This is a genomic window from Diaphorobacter sp. C33 (genome assembly GCF_030503915.1).
Taxonomy (GTDB): Bacteria; Pseudomonadota; Gammaproteobacteria; order Burkholderiales; family Burkholderiaceae_C; genus Diaphorobacter; species Diaphorobacter nitroreducens.
The window spans coordinates 2,647,899-2,673,611 of the sequence record NZ_CP129980.1; the positions used below are offsets into that span (position 1 = coordinate 2,647,899).

The 25,713-nt window shown below is 64.6% G+C and carries 20 protein-coding genes, 1 tRNA gene and 1 riboswitch; of the genes, 7 read left to right on the plus strand and 14 right to left on the minus strand.

The features are described from left to right. Positions 1-62 precede the first annotated feature (62 nt). Positions 63-174, plus strand: a riboswitch (glycine riboswitch). Between the two features lie 93 nt (positions 175-267). Beyond that, entirely contained in the window at positions 268-1,578 is a 1,311-nt protein-coding gene (locus QY917_RS12490; RefSeq protein WP_088888230.1) for a D-amino acid dehydrogenase, read from the plus strand. A 71-nt stretch (positions 1,579-1,649) separates the two neighbouring features. On the opposite strand, the gene QY917_RS12495 is transcribed toward QY917_RS12490, so the two are convergent. Then, the gene (locus QY917_RS12495; protein ID WP_123676808.1) at positions 1,650-2,915 is read right to left on the minus strand and encodes an FIST N-terminal domain-containing protein; all 1,266 of its coding nucleotides are present in this window, start codon (positions 2,913-2,915) and stop codon (positions 1,650-1,652) included. A gap of 40 nt (positions 2,916-2,955) precedes the next feature. Beyond that, a complete protein-coding gene (locus QY917_RS12500) occupies positions 2,956-3,885 on the minus strand; it encodes a PhaM family polyhydroxyalkanoate granule multifunctional regulatory protein (protein ID WP_123676827.1) in 930 nt (309 codons plus the stop codon). Between the two features lie 220 nt (positions 3,886-4,105). Between QY917_RS12500 and QY917_RS12505 the strand changes: the two genes are divergently transcribed. Beyond that, entirely contained in the window at positions 4,106-4,525 is a 420-nt protein-coding gene (locus tag QY917_RS12505; RefSeq protein ID WP_011806976.1) for an HU family DNA-binding protein, read from the plus strand. An 85-nt stretch (positions 4,526-4,610) separates the two neighbouring features. On the opposite strand, the gene QY917_RS12510 is transcribed toward QY917_RS12505, so the two are convergent. Then, entirely contained in the window at positions 4,611-5,363 is a 753-nt protein-coding gene (locus QY917_RS12510; protein ID WP_123676809.1) for a tyrosine-protein phosphatase, read from the minus strand. 652 nt (positions 5,364-6,015) lie between these two features. Here QY917_RS12510 and QY917_RS17365 point away from each other — a divergent pair. From QY917_RS17365 to QY917_RS12525, 5 genes are all read left to right on the plus strand, one after another. Then, positions 6,016-6,381 (plus strand): HNH endonuclease, encoded by a 366-nt coding sequence (locus QY917_RS17365; protein WP_123676810.1) that lies wholly within the window; start codon positions 6,016-6,018, stop codon positions 6,379-6,381. A 185-nt stretch (positions 6,382-6,566) separates the two neighbouring features. Next, positions 6,567-6,953 carry a hypothetical protein gene (locus QY917_RS12515; RefSeq protein ID WP_123676811.1) on the plus strand — a complete coding sequence of 129 codons (387 nt, stop codon included), beginning with the start codon at positions 6,567-6,569 and terminating at the stop codon, positions 6,951-6,953. Between the two features lie 310 nt (positions 6,954-7,263). Next, complete coding sequence (locus tag QY917_RS12520; RefSeq protein WP_162844573.1) at positions 7,264-7,878, plus strand: hypothetical protein; 615 nt, start codon at positions 7,264-7,266, stop codon at positions 7,876-7,878. Further along, positions 7,875-8,102 carry a DUF4224 domain-containing protein gene (locus QY917_RS17370; protein WP_162844574.1) on the plus strand — a complete coding sequence of 76 codons (228 nt, stop codon included), beginning with the start codon at positions 7,875-7,877 and terminating at the stop codon, positions 8,100-8,102. The genes QY917_RS12520 and QY917_RS17370 overlap by 4 nt, the downstream gene beginning before the upstream one ends. 71 nt (positions 8,103-8,173) lie before the next feature. After that, positions 8,174-9,079, plus strand: a complete 906-nt coding sequence (locus tag QY917_RS12525) for a tyrosine-type recombinase/integrase (protein WP_302077142.1) — start codon at positions 8,174-8,176, stop codon at positions 9,077-9,079. A gap of 9 nt (positions 9,080-9,088) precedes the next feature. Here the strand turns inward: QY917_RS12525 and QY917_RS12530 are convergent, their stop codons facing one another. The 11 genes from QY917_RS12530 to rplJ form a co-directional block, all read right to left on the minus strand. After that, entirely contained in the window at positions 9,089-9,844 is a 756-nt protein-coding gene (locus QY917_RS12530; protein ID WP_123676815.1) for a hypothetical protein, read from the minus strand. Positions 9,845-9,950: 106 nt separating this feature from the next. Next, a tRNA-Phe gene (locus QY917_RS12535) sits at positions 9,951-10,026 on the minus strand. Positions 10,027-10,089: 63 nt separating this feature from the next. Continuing rightward, positions 10,090-10,788: a response regulator gene (locus QY917_RS12540; protein ID WP_011806978.1), complete on the minus strand. Its 699-nt coding sequence runs from the start codon at positions 10,786-10,788 to the stop codon at positions 10,090-10,092. Between the two features lie 36 nt (positions 10,789-10,824). Further along, positions 10,825-13,113 carry an ATP-binding protein gene (locus tag QY917_RS12545; RefSeq protein ID WP_123676816.1) on the minus strand — a complete coding sequence of 763 codons (2,289 nt, stop codon included), beginning with the start codon at positions 13,111-13,113 and terminating at the stop codon, positions 10,825-10,827. Next, positions 13,110-13,790, minus strand: coding sequence for a DUF4390 domain-containing protein (locus tag QY917_RS12550; RefSeq protein ID WP_287741294.1), 681 nt, complete (start codon positions 13,788-13,790; stop codon positions 13,110-13,112). Before QY917_RS12550 ends, QY917_RS12545 begins: the two co-directional genes overlap by 4 nt. Next, entirely contained in the window at positions 13,732-15,105 is a 1,374-nt protein-coding gene (gene rsmB, locus QY917_RS12555; protein WP_123676817.1) for a 16S rRNA (cytosine(967)-C(5))-methyltransferase RsmB, read from the minus strand. The genes QY917_RS12550 and rsmB overlap by 59 nt, the downstream gene beginning before the upstream one ends. After that, positions 15,102-15,674 (minus strand): LemA family protein, encoded by a 573-nt coding sequence (locus QY917_RS12560; RefSeq protein WP_162844575.1) that lies wholly within the window; start codon positions 15,672-15,674, stop codon positions 15,102-15,104. Before QY917_RS12560 ends, rsmB begins: the two co-directional genes overlap by 4 nt. A 146-nt stretch (positions 15,675-15,820) precedes the next feature. After that, positions 15,821-20,050: a DNA-directed RNA polymerase subunit beta' gene (gene rpoC, locus QY917_RS12565; RefSeq protein ID WP_015914491.1), complete on the minus strand. Its 4,230-nt coding sequence runs from the start codon at positions 20,048-20,050 to the stop codon at positions 15,821-15,823. 130 nt (positions 20,051-20,180) lie between these two features. Next, positions 20,181-24,305: a DNA-directed RNA polymerase subunit beta gene (gene rpoB / locus QY917_RS12570; RefSeq protein WP_088888203.1), complete on the minus strand. Its 4,125-nt coding sequence runs from the start codon at positions 24,303-24,305 to the stop codon at positions 20,181-20,183. A 273-nt stretch (positions 24,306-24,578) separates the two neighbouring features. Next, positions 24,579-24,959, minus strand: coding sequence for a 50S ribosomal protein L7/L12 (gene rplL, locus QY917_RS12575; protein ID WP_015914493.1), 381 nt, complete (start codon positions 24,957-24,959; stop codon positions 24,579-24,581). 49 nt (positions 24,960-25,008) lie between these two features. Then, complete coding sequence (rplJ, locus tag QY917_RS12580) at positions 25,009-25,515, minus strand: 50S ribosomal protein L10 (RefSeq protein WP_011806986.1); 507 nt, start codon at positions 25,513-25,515, stop codon at positions 25,009-25,011. Between the last annotated feature and the right edge of the window lie 198 nt (positions 25,516-25,713).

Genomic DNA, 25,713 nt, shown 5'->3' on the forward strand with positions numbered 1-25,713 from the left:
TGCATGCCGTTTCACCGAAGGCGCAAACTCCCATACACGCTCAGGTTCCGAACTGCACATCCACACAGCCGTCTGGAGAGCCGCCACGCCCGCCGTGGCGCACCGAAGGAGCAAGTGCCGCGCACGGTCCCGCGCGGCATGAATCTCTCAGGTACCAAGGACAGGGGGAGCGGCAGCCAGGCCATGTCGCGCCCGCTGTTCGCTATTCATTCAATAGCTGCTCGCGCGCGCCCTGCCTGCGCAAACCTTGAAAAAGGCTTGTAAACCATGCGCGTGATCGTTCTGGGCGCCGGCGTCGTCGGCACCACCTCTGCGTACTTCCTCCAGCAACTCGGCCACGAGGTCACCGTCATCGACCGGCAGGCTGTGCCCGGTGCGGAAACCAGCTTCGCCAACGGCGGCCAGATCTCGGTCAGCCACGCCGAGCCCTGGGCCAACCCCGGCGCGCCGCTCAAGGTGCTGCAGTGGCTGGGCAAAGAGGATGCGCCGCTCTTGTTTCGCCTGCGCGCGGACATGCGCCAGTGGCTCTGGGGCCTGCAATTCCTGCGCGAATGCACGCCTGCGCGCACGCGCCACAACATCGAGCAGATCGTGAGCCTGGGCAGCTACAGCCGCAGCACGCTGCAGCAACTGCGCACCGACACGGGCCTGCAGTACGACCAGCGCACGCAGGGCATCCTGCACTTCTACACCAGCACCCAGGAGTTCGACGCCGCGCTGGCGCCCGCCGAGCAGATGCGTGCGCTGGGCTGCCACCGCCGCGTGGTGGATGCCGACGAGGCCGTGCGCATCGAGCCGGCCCTGGCCCACGTCCGCCCGCAGCTGGCGGGCGCCACCTATACGGCGGAGGACGAGTCCGGCGACGCCCACCTGTTCACGCGCGCGCTGGCCGGCGTGGCCCAGGCCGCGGGCGTGCAATTCCGCCTGGGTTGCCACATCACCGCGCTGCACCAGGCGGGCGGCGCCATCGACCATGTGGAGATCACCAACGAGGCCGGCGGCTACGAGCGCGTGCGCGGCGACGCCTACGTGCTGGCGTTGGGCGCATTCAGCCCGCTGCTGGCCCAGCCCCTGGCCCTGCGCCTGCCGATCTACCCGGCCAAGGGCTATTCGGTGACGCTGCCGGTGCGCGACGCGGCCGCCGCCTACCAGGTGAGCCTGACGGACGATGAGTACAAGCTGGTCTTCTCGCGCTACACCAGCGCGCAGGGCGACCGGCTGCGCATCGCGGGGACGGCCGAGCTCAACGGCTACGAGCGCGCACTGAACGCTGTGCGCTGCGAAGCCATCGTGCGGCGCGTGGAGCAGCTCTTTCCCGGCGCGGGCGATGCGAGCCAGGCGCAGTTCTGGAGCGGCCTGCGCCCCGCCACGCCGAGCAACGTGCCGCTGATCGGCAAGACGCGTTACGGCAACCTGTTCCTGAACACCGGCCACGGCACGCTGGGCTGGACCCACGCCTGCGGCTCGGGCAAGTCCATCGCGCGCATCGTGAGCGGGCTGGAGCCGGAGCTGGACTTCGCGTTCTGCGGCCTGCCGCGCCCTGCTGCGGCGCCCCGCCCCGCCGTCATCGGCGTTTGAGCAAGCGCCACGGCGCTATGCATTGCATAGCTGCTTGCGCTTGGTGGACGGGCGCTAGAGGCCCAAAAGGCTTATAAAGCCCCGTCCGGCGCGACGAACACCGTCAGCACGCCCGTGTAGCCATAGAGCCGGTGCGCGGCGATTTCGCCGCCGGCGAAGAAGCCCGCCAGGGGCACATCGCCCAGCGCATGGCGCACGATCTGCAGCTCGGCGCTGGGCCCACCGAAGTGCGGCCCGCCGCGGCCCGAGCAACTCACATACAGCGCACCGCAAATGCGCCGGCCGCCCGCCGGCTCGGCATGCGGCGCGCTGCCTGCGGCGGGCAGCGCCTGCGCCTCTTCGAGTTGGGGCGACAGCTCCTCACGGATCTCGGCGCAGATGCGCATCAGGTCGGCACGGGCCGCGCCGACGTTGCGCTGGCAGAAGGCCAGGCGCATGCCCACCTCGACATGGTCACCCAGCGCCACGCCGCTGCGCGTCGCGTCCAGCCCGACGATGTGGCGCACGCGCGTGTCGGCGCCGAAATGGCCCGTGCGCTGGCGCTGCGGCGCGTCCGCGTCCTCCAGCCCTGCCAGCGTGGCGCGCACGGCGCGCAGGGCGGCCTGAGCGTCCCCCTGCAGCGTCACGCCCAGCGTGTCCAGCAGCACGTCCAGCGCAGGCTCGCCGTCCAGCTCCAGCACCACGTTGTCCTGCGCGGCGGTGATGGCCGCCTGCGCGCCGATGGGCTGGCAGCCCTGCGTGACGCGCGAGACCAGTTCCACCTGCGCATCAAAGGCCACGCCCGACAGGCCGCCGTGCAGCACGCCGTCGCCCTCGCCGCCGGCGGGCAGCGCCAGTTGCACCTGCGCCCCGCGGCTGGCCACCACGCCGCCAAACAGGTAGCCGCTGCTGGTGCGGCCCGCCATCTCGGCCACCAGGTCCGCCAGTTCGGGGGTCTGGCCGTCCGCATGCACCAGCGCCGTGTGGGCCGCAAAGCCCACCCCGGCCGCATCGCCGTGCGCCAGCGGCGCCACGCCCGAGAACACGCGGTAGTGCGCGCGCGGCAGGTCGCACAGCATCAGCGAGAGCGCGGGTTCATCGAAATATTCGACGTTGTTGCCCGCCACGCCCACGCCGACCGCGCCTGCCCAGTCGGTGACCGTCGGCAGTTCGCGCCGCAGCAGGTCCAGCAGGGCCGCGGCATCGTCCGCGTAGTGGTCGGTGATGTAGAGCAGCCCCAGCGTGGGTGCACTGGCGTACTGGGGCAGCGCCATCTGCGCCCGCAGTTGCGCCAGAACCAGCACCGCGGCCATGTGCCACTGCGGATGGGTGGCGTGTGCATTGGGAAAGAGTCTCATGTGTCAGCCCTGCGGTGGGGTACAGGCGCCGCCGCGCAGCTCAGCCTGCCGGCCGCCGCGTGCGGGACGCGGCAGCCTTTTGGGTGGGCGATGGTGCGGGGGCACGCTTGGCGCCCGCGCTGGCCGCGGCAGCCCGCTTGGCGGCCGGACGTGACTTGTCGTTGGCCTTGCCGCCCGGTTGGGTCGCCGGCCGGGCGGCCGCCTTTGCGGAAGGCTTCCCGGCGGCAGGTGCGGGCGTTGCCGCAGGCGCCGCACCGGCGGCCTGCGCCGCCGCGTGCATGCCGTGCATGCCCTGCGCAGCCATCTGCGCCGCCATGCTGGAGGCGGTCTTGAGTGCGCCGCTGGCCATCTCGCGCGTGGCATCGAAGGCCGCCTGGTGCGTGCCCGCATCCCGCAGGGCATGCGCCGCGATCTGCTGGAACTGGCTGGTCAGCGCACCCCACCATTGCATCGGGTCGGCCGCGCCCTTGGTCTGCTCGGGCGCGGCCTCATCGTCCGGTGGTGTTCGCGCGCTACGCGCCGCCGAGGCGTTGTTGGCCGGGGGCGGCGCCTCCGGTGCAGGTGCAGGTGCAGGTGTGGGTACGGGTGGAGAGGTGAACGGGAACGCGGACGGTGGCTCGGCGGCTCGTGCGGCGGGCCGCTCCTTGTCCTGGCCTGCGGCGGCGCCGAAGCTCGCGGCCAGGTCGCCCATCGCCACGTTCATATCCTGCAGCGTGGCCAGCGTCATCTTCTGCACCTCCAGCGCCTGCACGGTGGCGGCCAGGGCGCGCGCGTTCTGCTCCAGCCAGAACTGCACGGCCTTGAGCTCCTGGATGCGCTTGTCCAGCTCGTCCACACTCACCGTGGGCGCCACCCAGCCCGACAGCCCCGGCATGGTGGGCATACCCGCCGCAGCGCCCTTGGCCAGGTTCTGCAGGAAATCAAATCCCGGGACGAAACGCCCGAAGCCGAAAGGGGTGCTATCGCTCATGGCCTGCTCCTGGTACATCAGGGAATGGTTGCACAGCTTACCCGCATGCGCGCCACCCGTGCGGCACGTGCGTGCCCTGTACCGTCCACAGGCCCGCGATAGCGTGGTTTTCTCGCGCAAACCCGCATGAATAGGGCACCCCACGCGCACAGACAGCGCCTAGAATCCGATCACCAGCCTGGCTGGCCTGCTTCTATACACCTTACAACGATCCGACATCATGGCAACTGCAAAGAAGACCACCGCTCCGGTGAAAAAGACCGCCGCCAAAAAGGCTGCGGCACCTGCCAAGAAGGCAGCCGCCCCCGCAGCTCCTGCTGCCATCAAGCCCGTGAAGGAAGCCTTCACCAAGACCGCGCTGATCGCCCATCTCGCCACGCAGGCGGGTGTCGAGCCCAAGGCCGCCAAGGCCGTGCTCGCCGCGCTGGAGACGGCCATCCTGGCTTCCGTGCACAAGAAGGGCTCCGGCGAGTTCACGCTGCCCGGCCTGCTCAAGATCGGCCTGCAGCAAGTGCCCGCCAAGAAGAAGCGCTTCGGCAAGGACCCGTTCACCGGCGAAGAGCGCTGGTTCCCCGCCAAGCCCGCATCGGTCAAGATCAAGACCCGCGCACTGAAGAAACTCAAGGACGCCACGCTCTGACACCGTGGCGCGGGTTTCGCAAAAAAGCAGCCTCCGGGCTGCTTTTTTTATACCCGAGCGGCCCAGGGCGCACGGCCGCGGCGCCTCACTCCGGCAGCGGCTGCAGGTACAGCTGCGCCAGGCGGTTGCGCGCGGCATCGTCCACGCCCAGGCGACGCTCCAGGTAACGCTGCACGCCGCCGTGGTCCTGGTTAACGGCTTGCAATGCGGCCTCCAGGAAGTCCTCCTGCACGCGCCAGATCACATTCAGCACCTCCTGCGGCGCAGAGCTGACCAGCCCCGCAGGCCGACGGTACAGCGCGTTAGTCAACAGGTAGTCCTGCATCACCACCTCGCGCGACACGCCGAGCGCCAGCAGAATCAGGGCCGCGGCGAAACCGGTGCGGTCCTTGCCCGCAGTGCAGTGAAAGACCAGGGGAGAATCCTCTGCCAGCAACTGCTCGAACAAGCCCGCAAACTGCTGCGCGTTGTCGGAAACAAAGGCGCGGTAGGTGTCCTGCATCAGCCCTACCGCAACGGGTGCCGTGATCTGTTGGCCCGCTACCGCCAGTTCCTTGGCGCGCTGCACGACGGTCGGCTCGATCGGCAGCGCGTGATAGCGCACCTGCGGCAGCGCATACGACTGGGCCGCGCTCTCCACCAGCCCGCGGAAGTCCACCGAGCGGGTCAGCCCCAGACCGGCCAGCACCTGCGCGTCCTGTGGTGTCAGGGCCGCCAGATGATCGGAGCGGAACAACCGGCGCCAGCGTACCGTGCGTCCATCCAGCCCCGCATAGCCTCCCAGATCACGGAAGTTGGACGCCCCCGTCAGCGAAAGCGTGCGTGAAAAGTCTTGCATCCGGTCACTGTAGTTCAAAGCCGTCACACGCTCATGACACATGGGCGTACATGCGGCCCGAAGTGTCGCCCTGCGTAGAGCTGCCCGCAGCGCATGATCTTTGGGGGAATGGACAGTGCGTGGCTGCTGTACGCCCCGTGCCCGTGCCCGTGCCTGCAGGTATTGGCTTCCAAAGCAAGGACTACCGCTCCGTGAAAGAGACGGGGCCCCGAATCACGGAGAGGTCCTGTGCAGCGCTGGAGGATGAGGACACGCAACCACTGCGTCGTTCCATGCAGCGTGGCAGTGCAGAAACAAAAACGCCCAACCGAGTGGTTGGGCGTTGTATGTGGTGGCCTGGGACGGAATCGAACCGCCGACACAAGGATTTTCAATCTACGCACAATTAAGCGCGAATCAATGCTCTGTCCTTTCTTGGCTTCTACAAACAAACGCATGGTTTACGTGCGTAGTTCCTATGGTGCAGCGAGGCGTTGTAGAAGGCTTAAGCGTGGCGTATTATTAAAGCCGAGTTGGGGTTGCCACGCCCCATGATGCAAAAGGCAACCTCTTGCATCGCCAGTTCGTCAAGCGACAGGCCGTCAGTATTGGATCAAGTCTGAGCTGATCGAGTACGTGCTCGTGGCAAGCACGCCACTTCAACGCTCAACGCATGGCCAAATCCACCCTCCGAAGATCTCGCAATAGCGCGTATCTGCGCCAGTCCTGCCGCTGCTTCTATTGCGACCTTCTGCTCCCGCCTCCTGGGCATGAGCTTGAATTCGCTGCGAAACTATCTATCGGCGGCAAAATCGCAAAACTCCTGCAATGCACAGCCGAGCATCTCCATCCGAAGTCCGCTGGCGGGGCAGATGTCCCTCAAAACATTGCAGCGGCCCATCAATGGTGCAACAGTCGCCGACACGCTCGCCCATCACCGTTGTCCCCTGACGAATTCAAGGAGCATGTGTTGAGACGCGTTGCCCAGGGTCGCTGGTGGCCACCTCATGTTCGGTCCGCCTTGATCAACAAGCAGTGAGGCTGTGTAGCGCACCTCGTCAATTGGGCGTGCTCGTCAAGAGTTTGAAGCAATACCGACTATGCGCTGATGTTGCAGGAGCGCTCAACGCTTGCCGGTATTTGCTCAAGCCGCATCGATTTCGAAGAAATCGTTGCGGAACTGACAGGGTTCTTGAAGTCCCCTTCGCCTGATATGCTGCGCACATGCCCGCAAAGAAGCATGCCCCCCTGCCGACCCTGAAAACGCCTCCCGTTACCCCGGAACAGGCCGTGGAAAGGTATGCGCTCATGGAACGGGCCATTCGTCAGCCTGGCTTGCAAATCGACGAGCTGGAGTCGGCTCTCGGTATGTACATGGTCGGCTTCCACTTCGGCTGGAAAGTGCTGCATATCGTGCATAGCAAAAAGACCATTGCGAAGTACGAAGCCCTCTTAGGAATCAAGATCCGCGAAGTTTTTCCCGAGTACGGTCCTGACGCGGATCGCACCAATGCCTACAAGATCGCCACTGCGGTTTCCAACTTCTGGAAGGCAGTATCGGGCGAGGAAAAGCCGCCGTTCACAATCGACAAGCGCAGCCTGGTCGATTGAGGGAACATAAAGTCCCTTGACAGGAATTTTAAGTCCCCTTTAAATAGGGGGCATGAAATCCCCTCATCCTTCTTATCTGGAAGCACCAACGCGTGCGGCAGCGCCGCACGAAGGGGCCCCGCCGTGCGGGGAACGGCGGGCGGCGCTGCCGCACGCTGGGCTTGTCCAACTTAAAACAAGTGACACGCTTCTACCTGATGAAGTAGTGATCGATCAGGACCGGGCACGGCTCACCCGCCTTCGGCGCTCAGTGCTTACCGCTGCCCAGCTGTTTCAGCAACCGTGGCACGGTTTCAGAACACGCAGCGCCATGCTCACCCTCACCTACCGCGACGTCGAGGGTTTCGAGCCTTGCCACATTTCCACGCTCATCAAGCACATCCGGCAATGGTTGCATCGCCGCGGCTTCCGCATGCTGTACGTGTGGGTAGCGGAGCTGCAAGCGCGCGGCGCCCTGCATTACCACGTGCTCATCTGGCTCCCCAAGGGCCTGACTCTCCCCAAACCCGACAAACAAGGATGGTGGCCTCATGGAAGCACCCGCATCGAATGGGCAAAGCGCCCCATCGGATACCTGTGTAAGTACGTCAGCAAATTGGATATCAAGGGCGGACTTCCAAAAGGTGCTCGCCTTCACGGATCGGGCGGATTCGTCCAATCTGCCAAGCAGATTCGACAATGGTTCAACTTGCCCACATGGCTCAAGCATCTCGCCGGAGTCGGCAGCAGCTTTGTGCGAATCAAAGGTATTGGCCTGGTGGATCGGGCTTCGGGGATTTGCGTGCAATCGCCCTGGCGGGTGTCCGTCAGCGGCAGCAGAGTCACCGCGCAAAAGGTTTTCGAATACATCGGCGGAATGACAGACGTCTGCGGACCCTACACCCTGCTGGGTCGCCCCAATCTTTTTGCTCCGGTGCAGCCATGACGCCCGAGCCACTCTTTCTGACCGCCGATGAAATAGCGACCCTCACGGGGTTTCGCCTGCCATCCAGGCAAGTGAAATGGCTAAGCCTGAAAGGTTGGCGTTTCGAACTCAACGGTAATCGGCAGCCCATCATCGCGCGAAAGTACGCAGAGAAAATGCTCGGATGCGGCTTGCCTGAGGAACGCACTTTCAGGCCTAACTTCGCCGCAATGCAGGGGGCGTGATGGGGCGACGTAGGCAGTCCAATTTCGATGATCCCCCGCGCTTTCATCGCAAGGGCAATGTCTGGTACCACGTGAGCGGCACCCTGCCCCGCGTGTGGACGCGCCTGTCCAACGACCGCGCCGAAGCCCTGCGCCTATGGGCACAGCGGGAGGGCGTGAAGGAAGACGAATCAACCCGTCTTTTTTCCGTGGTGGCTCGCCGCTACGTGCGCGAAGTGTTCCCCACCAAGAGCTATCAGACCAGGCGCGACAACGACAAGGAACTCGCCAACCTGCTGCGCGTGTTCGGGCACATGCCCATCGACGCTATCGCCCCCATGCACATCCGCGAATACCTCGACATTCGCGGACAGGCAGCCAAGGTGCGCGCCAACCGCGAGAAAGCCCTGTTTTCACACATCTTTAACAAGGCCAGGGAGTGGGGCTTCACCGCCGCTCAGAACCCCTGCCAGGGCGTGAAAGGTTTCAAGGAAACGGGGCGCGACCGCTATGTGACCGATGAGGAATTTGAGCGTGTGAAGCAGCATGCACATTTCACCGTGGCCGATGCCATGGACGTTGCATTGCTTACCGGCCAACGCCCCGCCGACGTGCTCAAGATCAAGCGCGCGGACATTCGGGATGGTGCGCTATGGATCGTTCAGAACAAGACCGGGGCGCGCCTGGGCATCGAGATCACGGGCGAGCTGGCGGCGGTCATCGACAGAATCAATCAACGCCCCAGGAAGGCTATCAGCGCATTCCTGATTCAGGATGAGAACGGCCAGCCGCTCAGCCGTTTTGCACTGCGCTCACGCTTTGACAAGGCGCGCACGCTGGCAAAGGTGGACTTCCAGTTTCGAGACATTCGGGCGAAAGCTGCGACTGATACCGGCGACCTGGCGCACTCGCAAAAGCTGCTTGCGCACAAGAATCGGGAGATGACAGAGCACTATGTGAGGACGCGGATTGGAGAGCGTGTAAAGCCGCTACGATGACCAGCGTCATTAAAGGATGCCGTGTGTATCGACACTGATCCAATTTCGATGGTTGCCCCATCGTTCCATGCGCCACTTGCGAATTCGAAGAGCAAGCTGCAAAACGACGAAATACAAACCTAAAAAAACGGCTAGGTTGCTCGGTTCAGTAAAAAATTTAAGAAACGCATCGAAGAAACCTACGCGAGACCGCTTGGCCATTAGGACAAGTGTGGCAGAGTGGATTTCTTGCAATCGCTTGAGATTCGCCAGTGCTGCCGAGCTCTTGCCCTCCTGGATTTGCTTAGCCAGCTCGTTCAGAAGTTCGGAGTTTGGCTCAGTGTCGGGGAAGGATAGAAAGCTACGACTTGCAACGTCTGCATACAGGGATTCAAAGATTGGTTTTATCTCCTCTTTCCTGGAAACCGGCAGGTAGGGGCTGCTAGCGATGTTGAACTCTGCTTGTTCGACCACATCGACGGTGGGAATTTGCAGGAGTACACGTTGATCACGCCGGCGCTGGTCGATCAACCGCCCAATACGATCCGCATCCAACTTGATGCCATTCAGCGCTTGCTCCTCAATGATCCCAATTACGCTCTGCCGCACTGCCCGGCCGCGTTCTATCTCAGCAGCTGTTGCCTCTCGTTCGGTCACTGCGATCTGATACCAAGTCGCCAAGAAGGTTGCGACTATGCCGATTACAGCTGTCAGCACATACCCAAACCAGTCGCGCTTGCTCTTGGGCGCTTCGGCCTCTCGCAAAGCGGTTGCAGGGTCACTCATGAGATCTCCCCCTTCAAAACCAAGACAACATGGCGCTTTTGTAGAAATTAGCGCCTTTATGTAGAAACGCCCCAGAACCCTTTCGGGCGCTGGGGCGCATGCTGACTGGTGGCCTGGGACGGAATCGAACCGCCGACACAAGGATTTTCAATCCTCTGCTCTACCAACTGAGCTACCGGGCCTGAGCCTTGAATTATAGCCCGAGAAATCTGGGCATGACGCCAAGCTGCAAAATTTTTGCCAATTCACGCGTTGCGTTTGTTGCGCCCGAGGTCCACTCCCAATTGGCGCAGCTTGCGGTAAAGATGTGTGCGCTCCAATCCTGTTTTTTCGGCGACGCGTGTCATCGAGCCGCCTTCGCGGGCGAGATGGAATTCAAAGTAGGCTTTCTCAAAACCGTCGCGCGCCTCTCGCAAGGGTCGGTCGAGATTGAAGCCCTGGTGGGACATGGGCGCCTGCTCCATCACCGCAACAACAGGCGCAGGAGCCGGCGCGCCATTGGCAATGGCGCCGGTTGTTGCGGGTGCAGGTGCGGTGTTGGTCTGGGCCGGCGCGGCAGCGCTTGCTGGTGGCTGCGCCGTACTGCGTGCCAGGCCCTGCTCCACTGCCTTGAGCAGCTTCTGCATGGTGATGGGCTTCTCGAGAAAGGAGAAGGCACCGATGCGCGTGGCTTCCACGGCCGTGTCGATGGTGGCGTGGCCGCTCATCATGATCACTGGCATGGTCAGCGTGCCGGCCATGGCCCATTCCTTGAGCAGCGATACCCCGTCGGTATCGGGCATCCAGATATCCAGCAGCACCAGGTCATAGCTGCCATTCAAGCGCGCGTTGCGGGCCTGCGTGGCGTTCTCGGCAAGGTCGACGCTATGCCCCTCGTCGTTCAGAATTTCTGACAACAGGTCCCGGATCCCCAGTTCGTCGTCGACCACCAGAATATTTGCCATGTGTGTAAATGCACCCTTGCTGCACGTGCGGTGTTGTTAGAGCGCCACCGCCGATTCAGGGGCGAATGATAGCGACACTTGTGCGCCCTTCACCATGCCGTCTTCCACGCGGTTGACCAGATCGATCCGCGCGCGATGTTCATCCGCGATTTTTTTGACGACGGCCAGCCCCAGCCCGGTGCCCCGCGGCTTGGTCGTGACGTAGGGCTCGAAGGCGCGCTGCAGGATGTGTGGCGGAAAGCCCGGCCCGCAGTCCGACACCGTCAGCCGCACACGTTGCGCGGATGCACTCCAGCGTGTGCTGATGCGCACGGGCGGCGGTGGAACGCCCCCCTGCTCGGCCGCCTGCTGTGTCGCGTCCTGAGCGTTCTGCAGTAGGTTGTGCACCACTTGGCGCAATTGCTGGGCATCGCCGGAGATCGCGGGGCAGCGCGGGTCCAGCTCGGCCTCGACCGGCACCTGCGCGGTCTCGGCGCCATACAAATGCAGCACATCGGCAACCAGTGCGTTCAGGTCCAGCGTGTGCAGTTCCGCAGACGGCAGGCGCGCGTAGTCGCGGAATTCATTGACCAGCCGTTTCATCGCATCCACCTGGTCCACGATGGTCTTCACCGACTTGGTCAGCACGGCCTGCTCTGCCGCAGGCAGCTTGCCTGAGAGCTTGATCTCCAGACGCTCGGCCGAGAGCTGGATCGGCGTCAGCGGGTTCTTGATCTCGTGCGCCAGACGCCGAGCGACCTCGCCCCACGCCTGGGCGCGCTGCGCGGAGACGATTTCGGAGATGTCGTCGAACACCAGCAGCCGCGCCTCGTTGGGCAGTTGCGCGCCGCGCGCCACCAGGCTGGTGCCTTGCGTGGTGACGCCACCGCCCGCCGCGTGCAGCTCAAAGGTCTGCTGCCAGTGGTCCAGACCGTGGTGGTCACGGTCCAGCAAAAAGGTATCGAAGTGCCGCTGCACGGCCGCCGCGAAATCCGCCAGCCCCGGCACCTCAGCCAGCGGCCGTCCTTCGTAGGCCGCCAGCGGCGCGCGCAGGACGCGGGTCGCACCGGGGTTGGACGACTGGACGATGCCTTTTTCATCCAGCACGATGACTCCCGACGTGAGGTTGTCCAGGATGGTCTGCAGGTGCCCGCGCGCGGCTTCCAGCGCGTTCAGGCTTTGCTCGACCGTGCCGCGGGCGTCCGCGAGCTGCTGCGTCATCAGGGCAAAAGAGCGCGTCAGCCCGCCCAGCTCGTCCTTGGTCTGCAGCGCGGCCTTGGGCGACAGGTTGCCTGCTGCCACCTCGCGCACGCCGTCGGCCAGCACCAGCAGGGGCCGCGCAAGCTGGTTGCCCAGCACCACGGCGAGCAGCACCGCGCCAAAGACGGCAAGGAACAGGCTCAGCGTCAGCGTGCCGATGTACATGCGCCGCAGCCCGCCGCGCGCCAGCGCGCGTTCCTGGTATTCGCGGTTTGCTTCCTGCACCGCAATGGCGTTGGCGACCAGCGCCTGGGGCAAAGGCACGGTAGCCTGCACGAAGCGCGGCTCGGCCAGCAGACCCACGCCGGGGTTGGCCACCAGCACCAGCGCGCGCACGCGCGCGTTCTCCGCGGCCAGCGGGTCGGTGATGTCGTCCAGGCCCTCGATCTGGAAGGTGACGCGGTCTTGCCGCGCCATGCGGAACTGCTGCGCGCTTGGCCGCTCGGGGTTGAGCATGTAGCGCGATTGCCCGGTGGCGGCGACGGGCTGGCCCGCGGCGTTCCACAGCACGAGGTCGGTGGCCCCCAACTGGTCCCGCATGCGCTCCAGCACCAGGCCCGCGGCCGCATCGGGGACCTGGGCCAACTGGCTGCTGGCGGTGCGCGTCTTGGAGGCCAGGTCGCTGGCAATGGTGTCGAGCGTGACGCGCGCCAGGCTCACACCGGCGGTCAACGCGCCCTCGACCTTGACGTCGAACCAGCTCTCGATGGAGCGCGAGACGAACTGGTAGGACACCACGTAGATCAGCAGCCCGGGGATCACGCCCACCAGCCCGAAGATGCCCGCGAGCTTGAGCAGCAGCCGGCTGCCGAAGCGCCCCCGCCTCAGGCGCACCACCAGGCGCAGGGCGCCCCAGACCAACACGGCCAGCAGCACCAGCGCCACCAGTACGTTCACGCCCAGCAGCCAGGCGAAGTTGCGTTCGTACAGGTCACGGTTGTTGGTGGCCAGCGTCAGCAGGAACAGCAGCACCAATGCGATGGCGCACATCAGACCCGTGCCGAGGCCCAGCGCCCATCGCACGGCGCGTGCGCGTGTCTCTGCGCGGCGGGCCGAACCCGCGGGACGCGGATCGCCCGCTTTCACCGCGCAGCCTCCACCACGCTCAGCGGCACGCTGCGCGCAAGCACCATGTTCCAGCCCGAGCGGCCCACCGCACCGATCTGCAAGGGCCGGGGCAACTGCGAGGTATCCAGCCGGAACTGGAAGTTCATGACGTAGGTCACGCCTTCATCGACCTGCCCCTCGTCGGCGATCTTCCAGCGCGCGATGCGCTGCATCGATGCCAGCGCATCCTGCAACGTGTCAAAATTTTGGCCCAGCGACACGCCCAGGCCCGACGGTGCAAAGGGCGTGGACGACTGCACCACACGCCAGCGCCGCGTAAGGGGCTGGTAGCTCAACCGCAGAAAACGGCTGGCCTGCGCCACCACTTTGTCGGACCAGTACCAGCGCTGGCGCACCACCTCGGCCTCGGTGATGAAGAACACGGAAATGCCCTTGTAGAGCGCATCCTTGACGAGTTCGGGGAGTTCCAGCTGCAGCGTGGCCGACAGATACAGTCCCTCGGGCAGAGGGTCGAGTTGCAATTCAATAATCTCGCCGTGCTGCTGGGCGTGGGCGGCGGGAATGGCCGCGATCCACAGCGCCAGCAGACAAACCAGCGCGGCCCACAGCCAGCCCGGCCTGCGCAGACCGGCACGTTCAGGCGGGGGCCTTGTGCAACAGGGCGTAAAAGAAACCGTCGTGTTCACCCGGCCCATTGTCACGGAGCCCGTCGCGCTTGTCTGGGCTGCCGGGGAATAAATGGCCCGGCGACGGCAGCAGGCGTGCGTCAGTGTTGTGCGCAAGAAACGCTGCGATCTGCCCGTCGCCCTCGGCCCGGAACACCGAACAGGTGCAATACAGCAGCCGCCCGCCGGGGCGCAGCAGCGGCCACAGCGCCGCCAACAGACGCGACTGCTGCGCGGCCAGCTGGGCCACGTCGCTCTCGCGCCGCAGCCAGCGCACGTCGGGATGGCGGCGCACGATGCCCGAGGCGGTACAGGGCGCGTCGAGCAAGATCGCGTCGAACAGCTCACCACCGCTGGCCTGCTGCCACCAGTCGGCGGGCACGGCGGCATCGGTCACCAGCACCTGGGCGCTCAGCCCCAGGCGATGCAGGTTGTCATGGATGCGCTCGGCGCGTGCCGCATCCACCTCTAACGCGGTGACCCGCCAGGGGGCCCGCAGTGCGGCGGCCCATTCCAGCAAATGGGCGGTCTTGCCGCCGGGGGCGGCGCAGGCATCCAATAAGCGCAGCGGCTGCGCGGCGTCCAGCCCGTTGAGCAGCAGCGGCGCCGCCATCTGCGCGGCGGCATCCTGCACCGAGACAACACCCTCTGCAAAGCCAGGCAGTTGCTGCACCGGCACGGGGCGTGCCAGCGCCAGCCCTTCGGGGCCTACCGCCATCGCTTCAATATTGATAGCTTCTAACGCTTGCTGGTAAAGCGCTGGAGTGCTTTTTGACTTAGAAATCCGCAGCACCATGGGCGCGGGCGCATTGTTCGCCTGCAGGATCTGCTGCCACTGATTGGGGTGGTCGCGGCGCAGGCGCTGGATCCACCATGTGGGGTGGTTCCACACGGCGACCTCGTCGCCCTGCGTGGCGGCCACCAGCGTGTCGCGCTCACGCAGGAAGCGCCGCAGGCAGGCGTTGACGAAAGACGCCTGCGCCCGCGTCGCGGGGTGGCGCTTGGCGGCCTCGACCGCCTGGTTGACCAGGGTGAACGGCGCGTAGGGAGCAGTCTGCGGGTCCCAGGCCAGTGCCAGGGCGGTGCACAGCAGCGCATCCACCCGCGGCGGTGGGTTGCGGGGTGCCAGCTGGCGGCGCAAGGCCTGCGCGCGCCCCAGGTGGCGCAGCACCTGGAACAGCAGCGCCTGCACGCCGGGGCGCAGCGCGGCAGCCGTGGTCTCCAGCGCCACGGTGCCCGACTGTCCTGCGCGCACCGCCTGCAGCGCCAAGGCGGTGGCGTCCAGCAACTGGCTCAACGCAACCGCGGGAGCCCCCTGCGTCGGGATGGAAGTAGGCTTGTTCACAGCGTCTGCGCCTTCTTGAAGCCGAACAGCCACGCCAGCAGGCTGGCGGGAAACTGGGCGATGGCATGGTTGTACTGAGCCACGGCATCGTTGAACAGGCGGCGCGCCTCGTCGCTGTGCAGCGCCACCTGTTCGCGCCGCACCACCCATGGGGCGAGTGCAGGGGGTGCCACACCTTCGCTCACCTGCGCGGCTTCGCGCACAACGGTCTGCCAGGCGTTCTCCAACACCTGCGATGCGGCCGCCAAGGCGGCGGCGGCGCCGCTGTCCAGCGGGCGCGCGCGCGCTACTGCCAGCGAGGCGCCGAATTGCGTGGCCGCGGCCCAAAGGGCGGCATGGGCGTCGTGCGCGCCTGCCGCCGGCGCCGGTTCGTCGCCCACGATGGCCTGGACCGCGCCAGGCGCACCGTGCGCAGCCTCGTATTCACCCAGCAGGGCAATCCAGCGCACCATGTGGGTGTCCAGCCCGCCAAAGGCCTGCAGCGCCGCGGATCGCAGGCGGATGAGCCGGTTGTAGGCGCCCACGGCCCAGAACAGGAACAGGGCGAGAAGTATCCAGGTGGTCAACATGTTCACAGCCGGGGCTTCGCGCCAGCGGGCACGGCCCCTGCCAACCGAGGGATTGGTAACACGACAAAAAAGAAACTCCCGGCCTGCCGGATGGGCAAGCCGGGAGCGTTCAGTACCCGCATGCGAGAGGCGGGACTGGCAACGGCTTAATCAGCCGTGTCGGCGCTGCCGTCGATCTCGGCGGCTGCGTCGTCGGTGCCTGCAGAGGCCAGCTCGGCGGCTTCGGCATCCGCGATGGCGCGGCGCTCGGCCTCGTCCATGGCGTCCTTGGCCTTGCGCGCCTGGTGGTAAGCCAAGCCCGTGCCGGCGGGGATCAGACGGCCCACGATCACGTTCTCCTTCAGGCCGCGCAGCTCGTCGCGCTTGCCCATGATGGCAGCCTCGGTGAGCACGCGGGTCGTTTCCTGGAACGACGCGGCGGAGATGAACGAGTCGGTGGACAGCGACGCCTTGGTGATGCCCAGCAGTACGTTGGAGTACGTGGCAGGGAGCTTGCCTTCGGCCTGCAGCGCCTCGTTGGTGTTGAGGATCTCGGAACGCTCCACCTGCTCGCCGGCGATGTAGGTGGACTCGCCCGGGTTCTCGACCACGACGCGGCGCAGCATCTGGCGAACGATCACCTCGATGTGCTTGTCGTTGATCTTCACGCCTTGCAAGCGGTACACGTCCTGCACTTCGTCAACGATGTAGCGCGACAGCTCCTCGATGCCCAGCAGGCGCAGGATGTCCTGCGGATCGGCCGGGCCGTCGACGATCAGCTCGCCCTTGTTGACCACCTGGCCTTCGTGGACCAGCACGTTCTTTTCCTTGGGCACCAGCTCGTCCCAGACCTTGCCGTCCGGATCGGTGATCTGCAGGCGCACCTTGCCCTTGGTTTCCTTGCCGAAGGAGATCGTGCCGGTCATCTCGGCCAGCATGCCCTTGTCCTTGGGGCTGCGGGCTTCAAAGAGCTCGGCCACGCGCGGCAGACCGCCGGTAATGTCGCGGGTCTTCTGGCCTTCCATCGGGATGCGGGCCAGCACTTCGCCGGGGCCCACTTCCTGGCCGTCGCGCACCTGGATCAGCGCGCCGACCTGGAAGCCGATCGTCACCGAGTGGTCGGTACCGGGGATCTTCACCTCCTTGCCATCGGCGTCCACCAGCTTCACCTGCGGACGCACCACCTTGGCAGAGCCGCGGCGCTTGGGGTCGATCACCACCAGCGTGGACAGGCCCGTGACCTCGTCCACCTGCTTGGCCACCGTGAGGCCTTCCTCGACGTTCTCGAACTTCACCGTACCTGCGTACTCGGTGATGATCGGGCGCGTCAGCGGGTCCCAGTTGGCGAGGATGGTGCCGGCCTTGATGGTCTGGTCGGCCTTCACCGTCAGCGTCGCGCCGTACGGCACCTTGTGGCGCTCGCGCTCGCGGCCGTGCTCGTCCTGGATGATGATTTCACCCGAGCGCGCAATCACCACCAGCTCGCCCTTGGTGTTGGTCACGTAGCGCATCGTGGCGTTGAAGCCGATGATGCCGTTGGACTTGGCTTCCACACTGGACGCCACCGCCGCACGCGATGCCGCACCACCGATGTGGAACGTACGCATGGTCAGCTGCGTGCCGGGCTCGCCGATGGACTGCGCGGCGATCACGCCCACGGCTTCGCCGAGGTTGATCAGGCCGCCGCGGCCCAGGTCGCGGCCGTAGCACTTGGCGCACAGGCCGTAGCGGGTTTCGCAGGTCAGCGCGGTACGCACCTTCACTTCGTCCACGCCTGCGGCTTCGAGCTCTTCGATCAGGTCTTCGTCGAGCATCCGGCCCGGCTGCGCCAGCACGGCACGCGTTTCGGGGTGCAGCACTTCCTCGGCCGCGGTACGGCCCAGGATACGGTCGCGCAGGGACTCGATGACTTCACCGCCCTCGACGATGGCGCGCATCAGCGAACCATTCGAGGTGCCGCAGTCGTCCTCGGTCACCACCAGGTCCTGCGTCACGTCCACCAGGCGACGGGTCAGGTAGCCCGAGTTCGCGGTCTTCAACGCCGTATCCGCCAGGCCCTTACGGGCACCGTGGGTGGAGATGAAGTACTGCAACACGTTCAGGCCTTCGCGGAAGTTCGCGGTGATAGGCGTCTCGATGATCGAGCCATCGGGCTTGGCCATCAGGCCGCGCATACCGGCCAGCTGACGGATCTGGGCCGCCGAGCCGCGGGCGCCGGAGTCGGCCATCATGTAGATGGCGTTGAACGATTCCTCGTTCACTTCCTTGCCGTTGCGGTCGATGGTCTTCTGGACCTTGAGCTGGTCCATCATCACCTTGGACACGTCGTCGCCGGCCTTGCCCCAGATGTCCACCACCTTGTTGTAGCGCTCGCCGGCCGTCACCAGACCGGAGACGTACTGCTGCTCGATCTCCTTCACCTCGGCTTCGGCGCGGGCCAGGATCTCGGCCTTCTGCGGCGGCACCAGCATGTCGTCGATCGCCACGGAGAAGCCCGCGTGCGTGGCCAGGCGGAAGCCGTTTTGCAGCAGCTTGTCGGCGAACACCACGGTGTCCTTCAGGCCGCACTTGCGGAACGACGCGTTGATGAGCTTGGAGATTTCCTTCTTCTTCAGCGCCTTGTTCAGGTTGCTGAAGGGCAGGCCCTTGGGCAGGATTTCCGACAGCAGCGCACGGCCCACGGTGGTGTCCACGAGCTTGGTCTCGGGCACGAACTCACCCGTCGCCTTGTCCTTGGTCCACTCGGTCAGGCGCACGCTGATCTTGGCGTGCAGCTCGGCCTCGCCCGCATCCAGCGCGCGCTGGACTTCGCCGGTGTCGGCGAACACCAGGCCTTCGCCCTTGCCGTTGATCTTCTCGCGGGTGGCGTGGTACAGGCCCAGCACCACGTCCTGCGAGGGCACGATGGAGGGCTCGCCCGAGGCCGGGAACAGCACGTTGTTGGAGGCCAGCATCAGCGTGCGGGCTTCCAGCTGCGCTTCCACCGACAGCGGCACGTGCACGGCCATCTGGTCACCGTCGAAGTCGGCGTTGAACGCGGCGCAGACCAGCGGGTGCAGCTGGATGGCCTTGCCTTCGATCAGGATGGGCTCGAACGCCTGGATGCCCAGACGGTGCAGCGTGGGCGCACGGTTGAGCATCACCGGGTGTTCCTTGATGACCTCTTCCAGGATGTCCCACACCACGGGCGTGCCGGCTTCCACTTCCTTCTTGGCAGCCTTGATGGTCGTGGCAATGCCCATGGCCTCCAGGCGCGAGAAGATGAAGGGCTTGAACAGCTCCAGGGCCATCAGCTTGGGCAGGCCGCACTGGTGCAGCTTGAGCGTCGGACCCACGGTGATCACGGAACGGCCCGAGTAGTCCACACGCTTGCCCAGCAGGTTCTGGCGGAAGCGGCCCGACTTGCCCTTGATCATGTCGGCCAGCGACTTCAGGGCACGCTTGTTGGCGCCCGTCATCGCCTTGCCGCGGCGGCCATTGTCCAGCAGGCTGTCCACGGCTTCCTGCAGCATGCGCTTTTCGTTGCGCGCGATGATCTCGGGCGCCTTCAGCTCCAGCAGGCGGCGCAGACGCGAGTTGCGGTTGATGACGCGACGGTACAGGTCGTTCAGGTCCGACGTGGCGAAGCGGCCTCCGTCCAGCGGCACCAGCGGACGCAGGTCCGGCGGCAGCACGGGCAGCACTTCCAAGATCATCCACTCGGGCTTGATGCCGGACTTCTTGAAGGCCTCCAGCACCTTCAGGCGCTTGGCGTTCTTCTTGACCTTGACTTCGGAGCCCGTCAGGTCGCCGCGCAGCTTCTCGATCTCGATCTCGATGTCGATGCCTTCCAGCAGCTCCTTGATGCCCTCGGCGCCCATCTTGGCGACGAACTCGTCGCCGTATTCCTTGCGCTTGGCGTCGTAGTCGTCCTCGGACATGATGCCGAACTTCTTCAGCGGGGTCATGCCGGGGTCGGTCACCACGTAGGCTTCGAAGTACAGCACGCGCTCGATGTCGCGCAGCGTCATGTCCAGCACCAGGCCCAGGCGCGAGGGCAGCGACTTCAGGAACCAGATGTGGGCGCAGGGCGCGGCCAGGTCGATGTGGCCCATGCGCTCGCGGCGCACCTTGGTCTGCGTGACTTCAACGCCGCACTTTTCGCAGATCACGCCGCGGTGCTTCAGGCGCTTGTACTTGCCGCACAGGCATTCGTAGTCCTTGATGGGCCCGAAAATCTTGGCGCAGAACAGGCCGTCGCGCTCGGGCTTGAACGTGCGGTAGTTGATGGTCTCGGGCTTCTTCACTTCGCCGAAGGACCACGAACGGATCTTCTCGGGCGAAGCCATGCCGATCTTGATGGCATCGAAATGCTCATCGGGCGTGAATTGCTTGAACAGGTCGAGTAGCGATTTCATGTGACTCTTTCCTTTTCACCTAAAAACATAGCTGCTGGCGCTTGCCACATAAGGATTTGCAGCACAAAACATTTGCAAACCCAGACGAGGTGAGCGCCAGTCGCTCACTTTTTTAAAAACTCGATCCTGCTCAGGAACGTTCCAACTCGATGTCCAGGCCCAGCGAACGGATTTCCTTGACCAGCACGTTGAACGACTCCGGCATGCCGGCTTCGATCGCGTGTTCGCCCTTGACGATGTTCTCGTACACCTTGGTACGGCCCTGCACGTCGTCGGACTTCACCGTCAGCATTTCCTGCAGCACGTAGGCGGCGCCGTAGGCTTCCAGCGCCCACACTTCCATCTCCCCGAAGCGCTGGCCACCGAACTGCGCCTTGCCGCCCAGCGGTTGCTGCGTGACGAGCGAGTACGGACCGGTCGAGCGGGCGTGCATCTTGTCGTCCACCAAGTGGTGCAGCTTCAGGTAGTGCATGTAGCCCACGGTCGTCGGGCGCTCGAAACGCTCGCCCGTGCGGCCGTCGTACAGGTACGCCTGCGTGCGCGTCTCGGTCAGGCCCTTGGCCTGGGCGAGGTCGTCCGGGTAGGCCAACTTGAGCATGTCCTTGATTTCCTCTTCGGACGCGCCGTCGAACACGGGCGATGCGAAGGGAACGCCCGAGGTCAGCTCGCGCGCCATGGCCAGGATTTCGTCATCGCTCAACTGCGACAGGTCTTCCTTGCGGCCGCGCGAGTTGTAGATCTCTTCCAGGAACTTGCGCAGCTCAGCCGTCTTGGCCTCGCGCTGCAGCATGTCGCCGATGCGCTGGCCCATGCCCTTGCCGGCCCAGCCCAGGTGAACTTCCAGCACCTGGCCGATGTTCATGCGCGAAGGCACGCCCAGCGGGTTGAGCACGATGTCGGCGGGGGTGCCGTCGGCCATGTAGGGCATGTCTTCGACCGGAACGATCTTGGACACCACGCCCTTGTTGCCGTGGCGGCCGGCCATCTTGTCGCCAGGCTGCAGGCGGCGCTTGACGGCCAGGTACACCTTGACCATCTTCAGCACGCCCGCGGGCAGTTCGTCGCCTTGGGTGAGCTTCTTGCGCTTTTCTTCAAAGGCCAGGTCGAAGCTGTGGCGGGTCTGCTCCAGCGCGTTCTTGATGGACTCCAGCTGCGTGGCGACCTCTTCCTCGGCGGGGCGGATGTCGAACCAGTGGAACTTCTCCACCGAGGCCAGGTAGGCCTTGTCGATCTTCGTACCCTTGGCGAGTTTTTGCGGGCCGCCGTTGGCCACGCGGCCGGTCAGCAGCTTCTCGATACGGTCGAACGCGTCGGCCTCCACGATGCGCAACTGGTCGTTCAGGTCCAGGCGGAAGCGCTTGAGTTCATCGTCGATGATCTGCTGGGCGCGCTTGTCGCGCTGGATGCCTTCACGGGTGAACACCTGCACGTCGATCACCGTGCCCTGCGAGCCCTGGTCCACGCGCAGCGAGGTGTCCTTCACATCGGACGCCTTCTCGCCGAAGATGGCGCGCAGCAGTTTCTCTTCAGGCGTGAGGGTGGTTTCGCCCTTGGGCGTGACCTTGCCGACCAGCGTGTCGCCGGGCTGCACTTCGGCGCCCACGTAGATGATGCCGGACTCGTCCAGACGGTTCAGCTGCTGCTCGGACAGGTTCGGGATGTCGCGGGTGATTTCTTCCGCGCCCAGCTTCGTGTCGCGGGCCATCACCACCAACTCCTCGATGTGGATCGAGGTGTAGCGGTCTTCGGCCACCACGCGCTCGCTGATCAGGATCGAGTCCTCGAAGTTGTAGCCGTTCCATGGCATGAACGCGATCAGCATGTTCTGGCCGATGGCGATCTCGCCCAGGTCGGTCGAGGCGCCGTCGGCAATCACGTCACCCTTGGCCAGCTTGTCGCCCTTCTTGACGATGGGGCGCTGGTGGATGTTGGTGTTCTGGTTGGAGCGCTGGTACTTGATGAGGTTGTAGATGTCCACGCCGACTTCACCGGCCACGGCTTCGTCGTCGTTCACACGCACCACGATACGGGTGGCGTCCACATAGTCCACCACGCCGCCGCGGTTGGCCGTCACCACGGTGCCAGAGTCCACGGCCGCCACGCGCTCGATACCCGTGCCCACCATGGGCTTCTCGGGACGCAGCACGGGCACGGCCTGGCGCGACATGTTGGCGCCCATCAGCGCGCGGTTCGCGTCGTCGTGCTCCAGGAACGGAACGAGCGAAGCCGCCACCGACACGATCTGTGCAGGCGACACGTCCATGTACTGCACACGGTCGGCGGACACCAGGGTCGATTCACCCTTCTCGCGCGCCGACACCAGGTCGCCCGTCAGACGCCCTTCGGCATCCAGCGTGGCGTTGGCCTGGGCGATGATGTACTTGCCTTCTTCGATGGCCGACAGGTAGTCGATTTCCATCGTGACCTTGCCGTCCACCACGCGGCGGTAGGGGGTCTCGATGAAGCCGTACTCGTTCAGGCGCGCGTACAGGGCCAGCGAGTTGATCAGACCGATGTTCGGACCTTCCGGCGTCTCGATCGGGCACACGCGGCCGTAGTGGGTCACGTGCACGTCGCGCACCTCGAAGCCGGCACGCTCACGGGTCAGACCGCCCGGGCCCAGGGCCGAAACACGGCGCTTGTGCGTGATCTCGGCCAGCGGGTTGGTCTGGTCCATGAACTGCGACAGCTGGGACGCACCGAAGAACTCCTTGAGCGCCGCGGAAATCGGCTTGGAGTTGATCAGGTCATGCGGCATCAGCGGCTCTTGCTCGGCCTGGCCCAGGCGCTCCTTCACGGCCTTTTCGATACGTGCCAGGCCCGTGCGGTACTGGTTTTCGGCCAGTTCACCCACGCAGCGCACGCGGCGGTTGCCCAGGTGGTCAATGTCGTCCACCTCGCCCTTGCCGTTGCGCAGGTCCACCAGGATTTTGACCACGGCCAGGATGTCGTCGTTGGACAGCACCATCGGGCCGGTGGCTTCGTCGCGGCCGATCTTGGCGTTGAACTTCATGCGGCCCACGCGCGACAGGTCGTACGTGTCGGGGTTGTAGAACAGGCGCTGGAACAGGGCCTGCACGGCATCCTCGGTCGGCGGCTCGCCGGGGCGCATCATGCGGTAGATAGCCACGCGCGCGGCGAATTCATCCACGGTTTCGTCGATGCGCAGCGTCTGCGAAATGTAGGCGCCTTGGTCGAGTTCGTTGGTGTAGATGACCTGGAGGTCCTGCACGCCAGCAGCGCGCAGCTTCTTGAGCAACGCCTCGGTCAGCTCTTCGTTGGCCTTGGCCAGGATCTCGCCGGTGTCGCCGTCTACGATGTTGCGGGCCACCACGCGGCCGATGAGGAAGTCCTCAGGCACGCTGATGTGCGTGGTGCCGGACTGCTCCAGTTCGCGCGTGTGGCGCGCCGTCACGCGCTTGTCCTTGGCCACAATCACCTTGCCGGCCTTGTCGGTGATGTCGAAGCGCGCCACCTCGCCACGCAGGCGCTCGGGCACGAACTCCAGCTGAGCACCGCTGTCCATCAGGCGGAAGTTGTCGTTGACGAAGAAGTTCGCCAGGATGGACTCGGGGTTCAGGCCGATGGCCTTGAGCAGGATCGTGACCGGCATCTTGCGGCGACGGTCCACGCGGAAGTACAGGATGTCCTTCGGGTCGAATTCGAAGTCCAGCCAGGAGCCGCGGTAGGGGATGATGCGCGCAGAGAACAGCAACTTGCCCGAGCTGTGGGTCTTGCCCTTGTCGTGCTCGAAGAACACACCTGGCGAGCGGTGCAGCTGGGAGACGATCACACGCTCGGTGCCGTTGATGATGAAGGAGCCCTTATCAGTCATCAGGGGCACTTCGCCCATGTAGACCTCCTGCTCCTTCACTTCCTTGACCACCTTGGACTGCGAGGTCGAGGACTCGCGGTCGTAGATGATCAACTGCACCTTGGCACGCACGGCCGATGCAAAAGTCAAGCCGCGGGTCTGGCATTCGCGCACGTCGAACGCCGGCTTGGCCAGGTTGTATTCAACGAACTTCATCTCCACGAAGCCGTTGTGGGAAACGATGGGGAACGCGGAGTTGAATGCGGCCTGCAGGCCTTCGATGCTGCGTTTTTGCGGGGCCGTGTCGGCCTGCAGGAACGCGGTATAGGCATCCCGCTGCATCTGCAGCAGGTACGGGACCTTGAGCACACTGTCGCGGCTACCGAAGCTCTTGCGAATGCGCTTGCGTTCGGTATAACTGTACGTGGATGTTTGGGCCATGAGATCTCCGGGCAAGGACATGGAATGGGATCTTCGACGACTGCCCTGCAAGGCGGCCACCTTGCAGGCTTGGCGGTTGGCCACTACCAACCATGGCGGACGGCGATGCGTTGCACATCGCCCGAACCAAGGCGTCTTCTGCTGTCGGATGGTTCAGAAGACACTAGAAAACAGTCCACGGGGGCCGCTTTCTGGTGCGCTCTAAAGTGCGTCCCATAAGCACCAAAGGCTGGAGGCCTTTTGCAAGACCCCCAGCCCAGGAGACAAGGTCGATTACTTGAGTTCGGCCTTGGCGCCGGCTTCCACCAGCTTCTTGACGGCAGCTTCGGCGTCAGCCTTGGCAATGCCTTCCTTGACGTTCTTGGGAGCGCCGTCCACCAGGTCCTTGGCTTCCTTGAGGCCCAGACCGGTGATTTCGCGCACTGCCTTGATGACCGCCACCTTGTTGGCGCCGGCGTCAGCCAGCACCACGTTGAATTCGGTCTTTTCTTCAGCAGCTGCAGCACCGCCGCCGGCAGCGCCGCCAGCAGCGGGAGCAGCCATAGCGGCAGCGCTCACGCCGAACTTCTCTTCAATGGCCTTCACCAGGTCATTGAGTTCCAGGACCGTCATGCTGTCCAGCGCGGTCAAGAATGCGTCTTTATCGAATGCCATTTTGATTTCCTAACAATTGGTTGAGAGGGGGGACGATTGCCACGCTGCCTCAGGCAGCAGCAGGCTCGCCTTCGCCTTTTTTGGCCGCCAGGGCACCCAGCACCACGGCGGTGCGGGAGATCGGCGACATCAGCAAGCCACACAGCTGGGCCAGCAGCACTTCCTTGGTAGGAATGTTGGCCAGTTGCTTCACGCCGTTCACGTCCAGGGCCTTGCCCGCGAAAGCGCCGCCGCGAATCACCAGCTTGTCGTTGGTTTTCGCGAAATCGGCCACCACCTTGGCGGCGGCCACAGCGTCTTCGGAGAAGCCATAGATCAGAGGACCGGTCATCTGGTCGGCCACCACGTCAAACTGGCTGCCAGCCACAGCACGGCGGGCCAGGGTGTTCTTCAGAACACTCAGGCTCACACCCTTGCTGCGAGCTTCCACGCGCAGTTTGGTCATGTCGGCCACCGTGATGCCACGGTATTCCGCGATCACGAGCGTTTGAGCTTTAGCGGCGAGGCTGGTCACTTCATTGATGACCGCTTCTTTCTCACTGCGATTAAGACTCAAGGTCTACTCCTTCATATGCGCACTTCGGACAAGCCTCCGTGCGCGCTCTTGTTGCAGCGACCAACTGTTTTGGAACATGCATTCCATCTGCAGCGGGATCGCCATCTGCGTTGGCCTCCAAAGGTTTAAGTGCACCTTGCACACCAACGGTCTTGGATGGCCTGCCAGCCCTCAAAGGAGCTGTCAGCCCACCACATC

What these genes read in the sequence shown, in the direction of transcription:
- QY917_RS12490 (WP_088888230.1), top strand. Translation starts at nt 268, where the DNA reads ATGCGCGTGATCGTTCTGGGCGCCGGCGTCGTCGGCACCACCTCTGCG.
- QY917_RS12495 (WP_123676808.1), bottom strand. Translation starts at nt 2,915, where the DNA reads ATGAGACTCTTTCCCAATGCACACGCCACCCATCCGCAGTGGCACATG.
- QY917_RS12500 (WP_123676827.1), bottom strand. Translation starts at nt 3,885, where the DNA reads ATGAGCGATAGCACCCCTTTCGGCTTCGGGCGTTTCGTCCCGGGATTT.
- QY917_RS12505 (WP_011806976.1), top strand. Translation starts at nt 4,106, where the DNA reads ATGGCAACTGCAAAGAAGACCACCGCTCCGGTGAAAAAGACCGCCGCC.
- QY917_RS12510 (WP_123676809.1), bottom strand. Translation starts at nt 5,363, where the DNA reads ATGCAAGACTTTTCACGCACGCTTTCGCTGACGGGGGCGTCCAACTTC.
- QY917_RS17365 (WP_123676810.1), top strand. Translation starts at nt 6,016, where the DNA reads ATGGCCAAATCCACCCTCCGAAGATCTCGCAATAGCGCGTATCTGCGC.
- QY917_RS12515 (WP_123676811.1), top strand. Translation starts at nt 6,567, where the DNA reads ATGCCCGCAAAGAAGCATGCCCCCCTGCCGACCCTGAAAACGCCTCCC.
- QY917_RS12520 (WP_162844573.1), top strand. Translation starts at nt 7,264, where the DNA reads ATGCTCACCCTCACCTACCGCGACGTCGAGGGTTTCGAGCCTTGCCAC.
- QY917_RS17370 (WP_162844574.1), top strand. Translation starts at nt 7,875, where the DNA reads ATGACGCCCGAGCCACTCTTTCTGACCGCCGATGAAATAGCGACCCTC.
- QY917_RS12530 (WP_123676815.1), bottom strand. Translation starts at nt 9,844, where the DNA reads ATGAGTGACCCTGCAACCGCTTTGCGAGAGGCCGAAGCGCCCAAGAGC.
- QY917_RS12540 (WP_011806978.1), bottom strand. Translation starts at nt 10,788, where the DNA reads ATGGCAAATATTCTGGTGGTCGACGACGAACTGGGGATCCGGGACCTG.
- QY917_RS12550 (WP_287741294.1), bottom strand. Translation starts at nt 13,790, where the DNA reads ATGGGCCGGGTGAACACGACGGTTTCTTTTACGCCCTGTTGCACAAGG.
- QY917_RS12560 (WP_162844575.1), bottom strand. Translation starts at nt 15,674, where the DNA reads ATGTTGACCACCTGGATACTTCTCGCCCTGTTCCTGTTCTGGGCCGTG.
- rpoC (WP_015914491.1), bottom strand. Translation starts at nt 20,050, where the DNA reads ATGAAATCGCTACTCGACCTGTTCAAGCAATTCACGCCCGATGAGCAT.
- rpoB (WP_088888203.1), bottom strand. Translation starts at nt 24,305, where the DNA reads ATGGCCCAAACATCCACGTACAGTTATACCGAACGCAAGCGCATTCGC.
- rplL (WP_015914493.1), bottom strand. Translation starts at nt 24,959, where the DNA reads ATGGCATTCGATAAAGACGCATTCTTGACCGCGCTGGACAGCATGACG.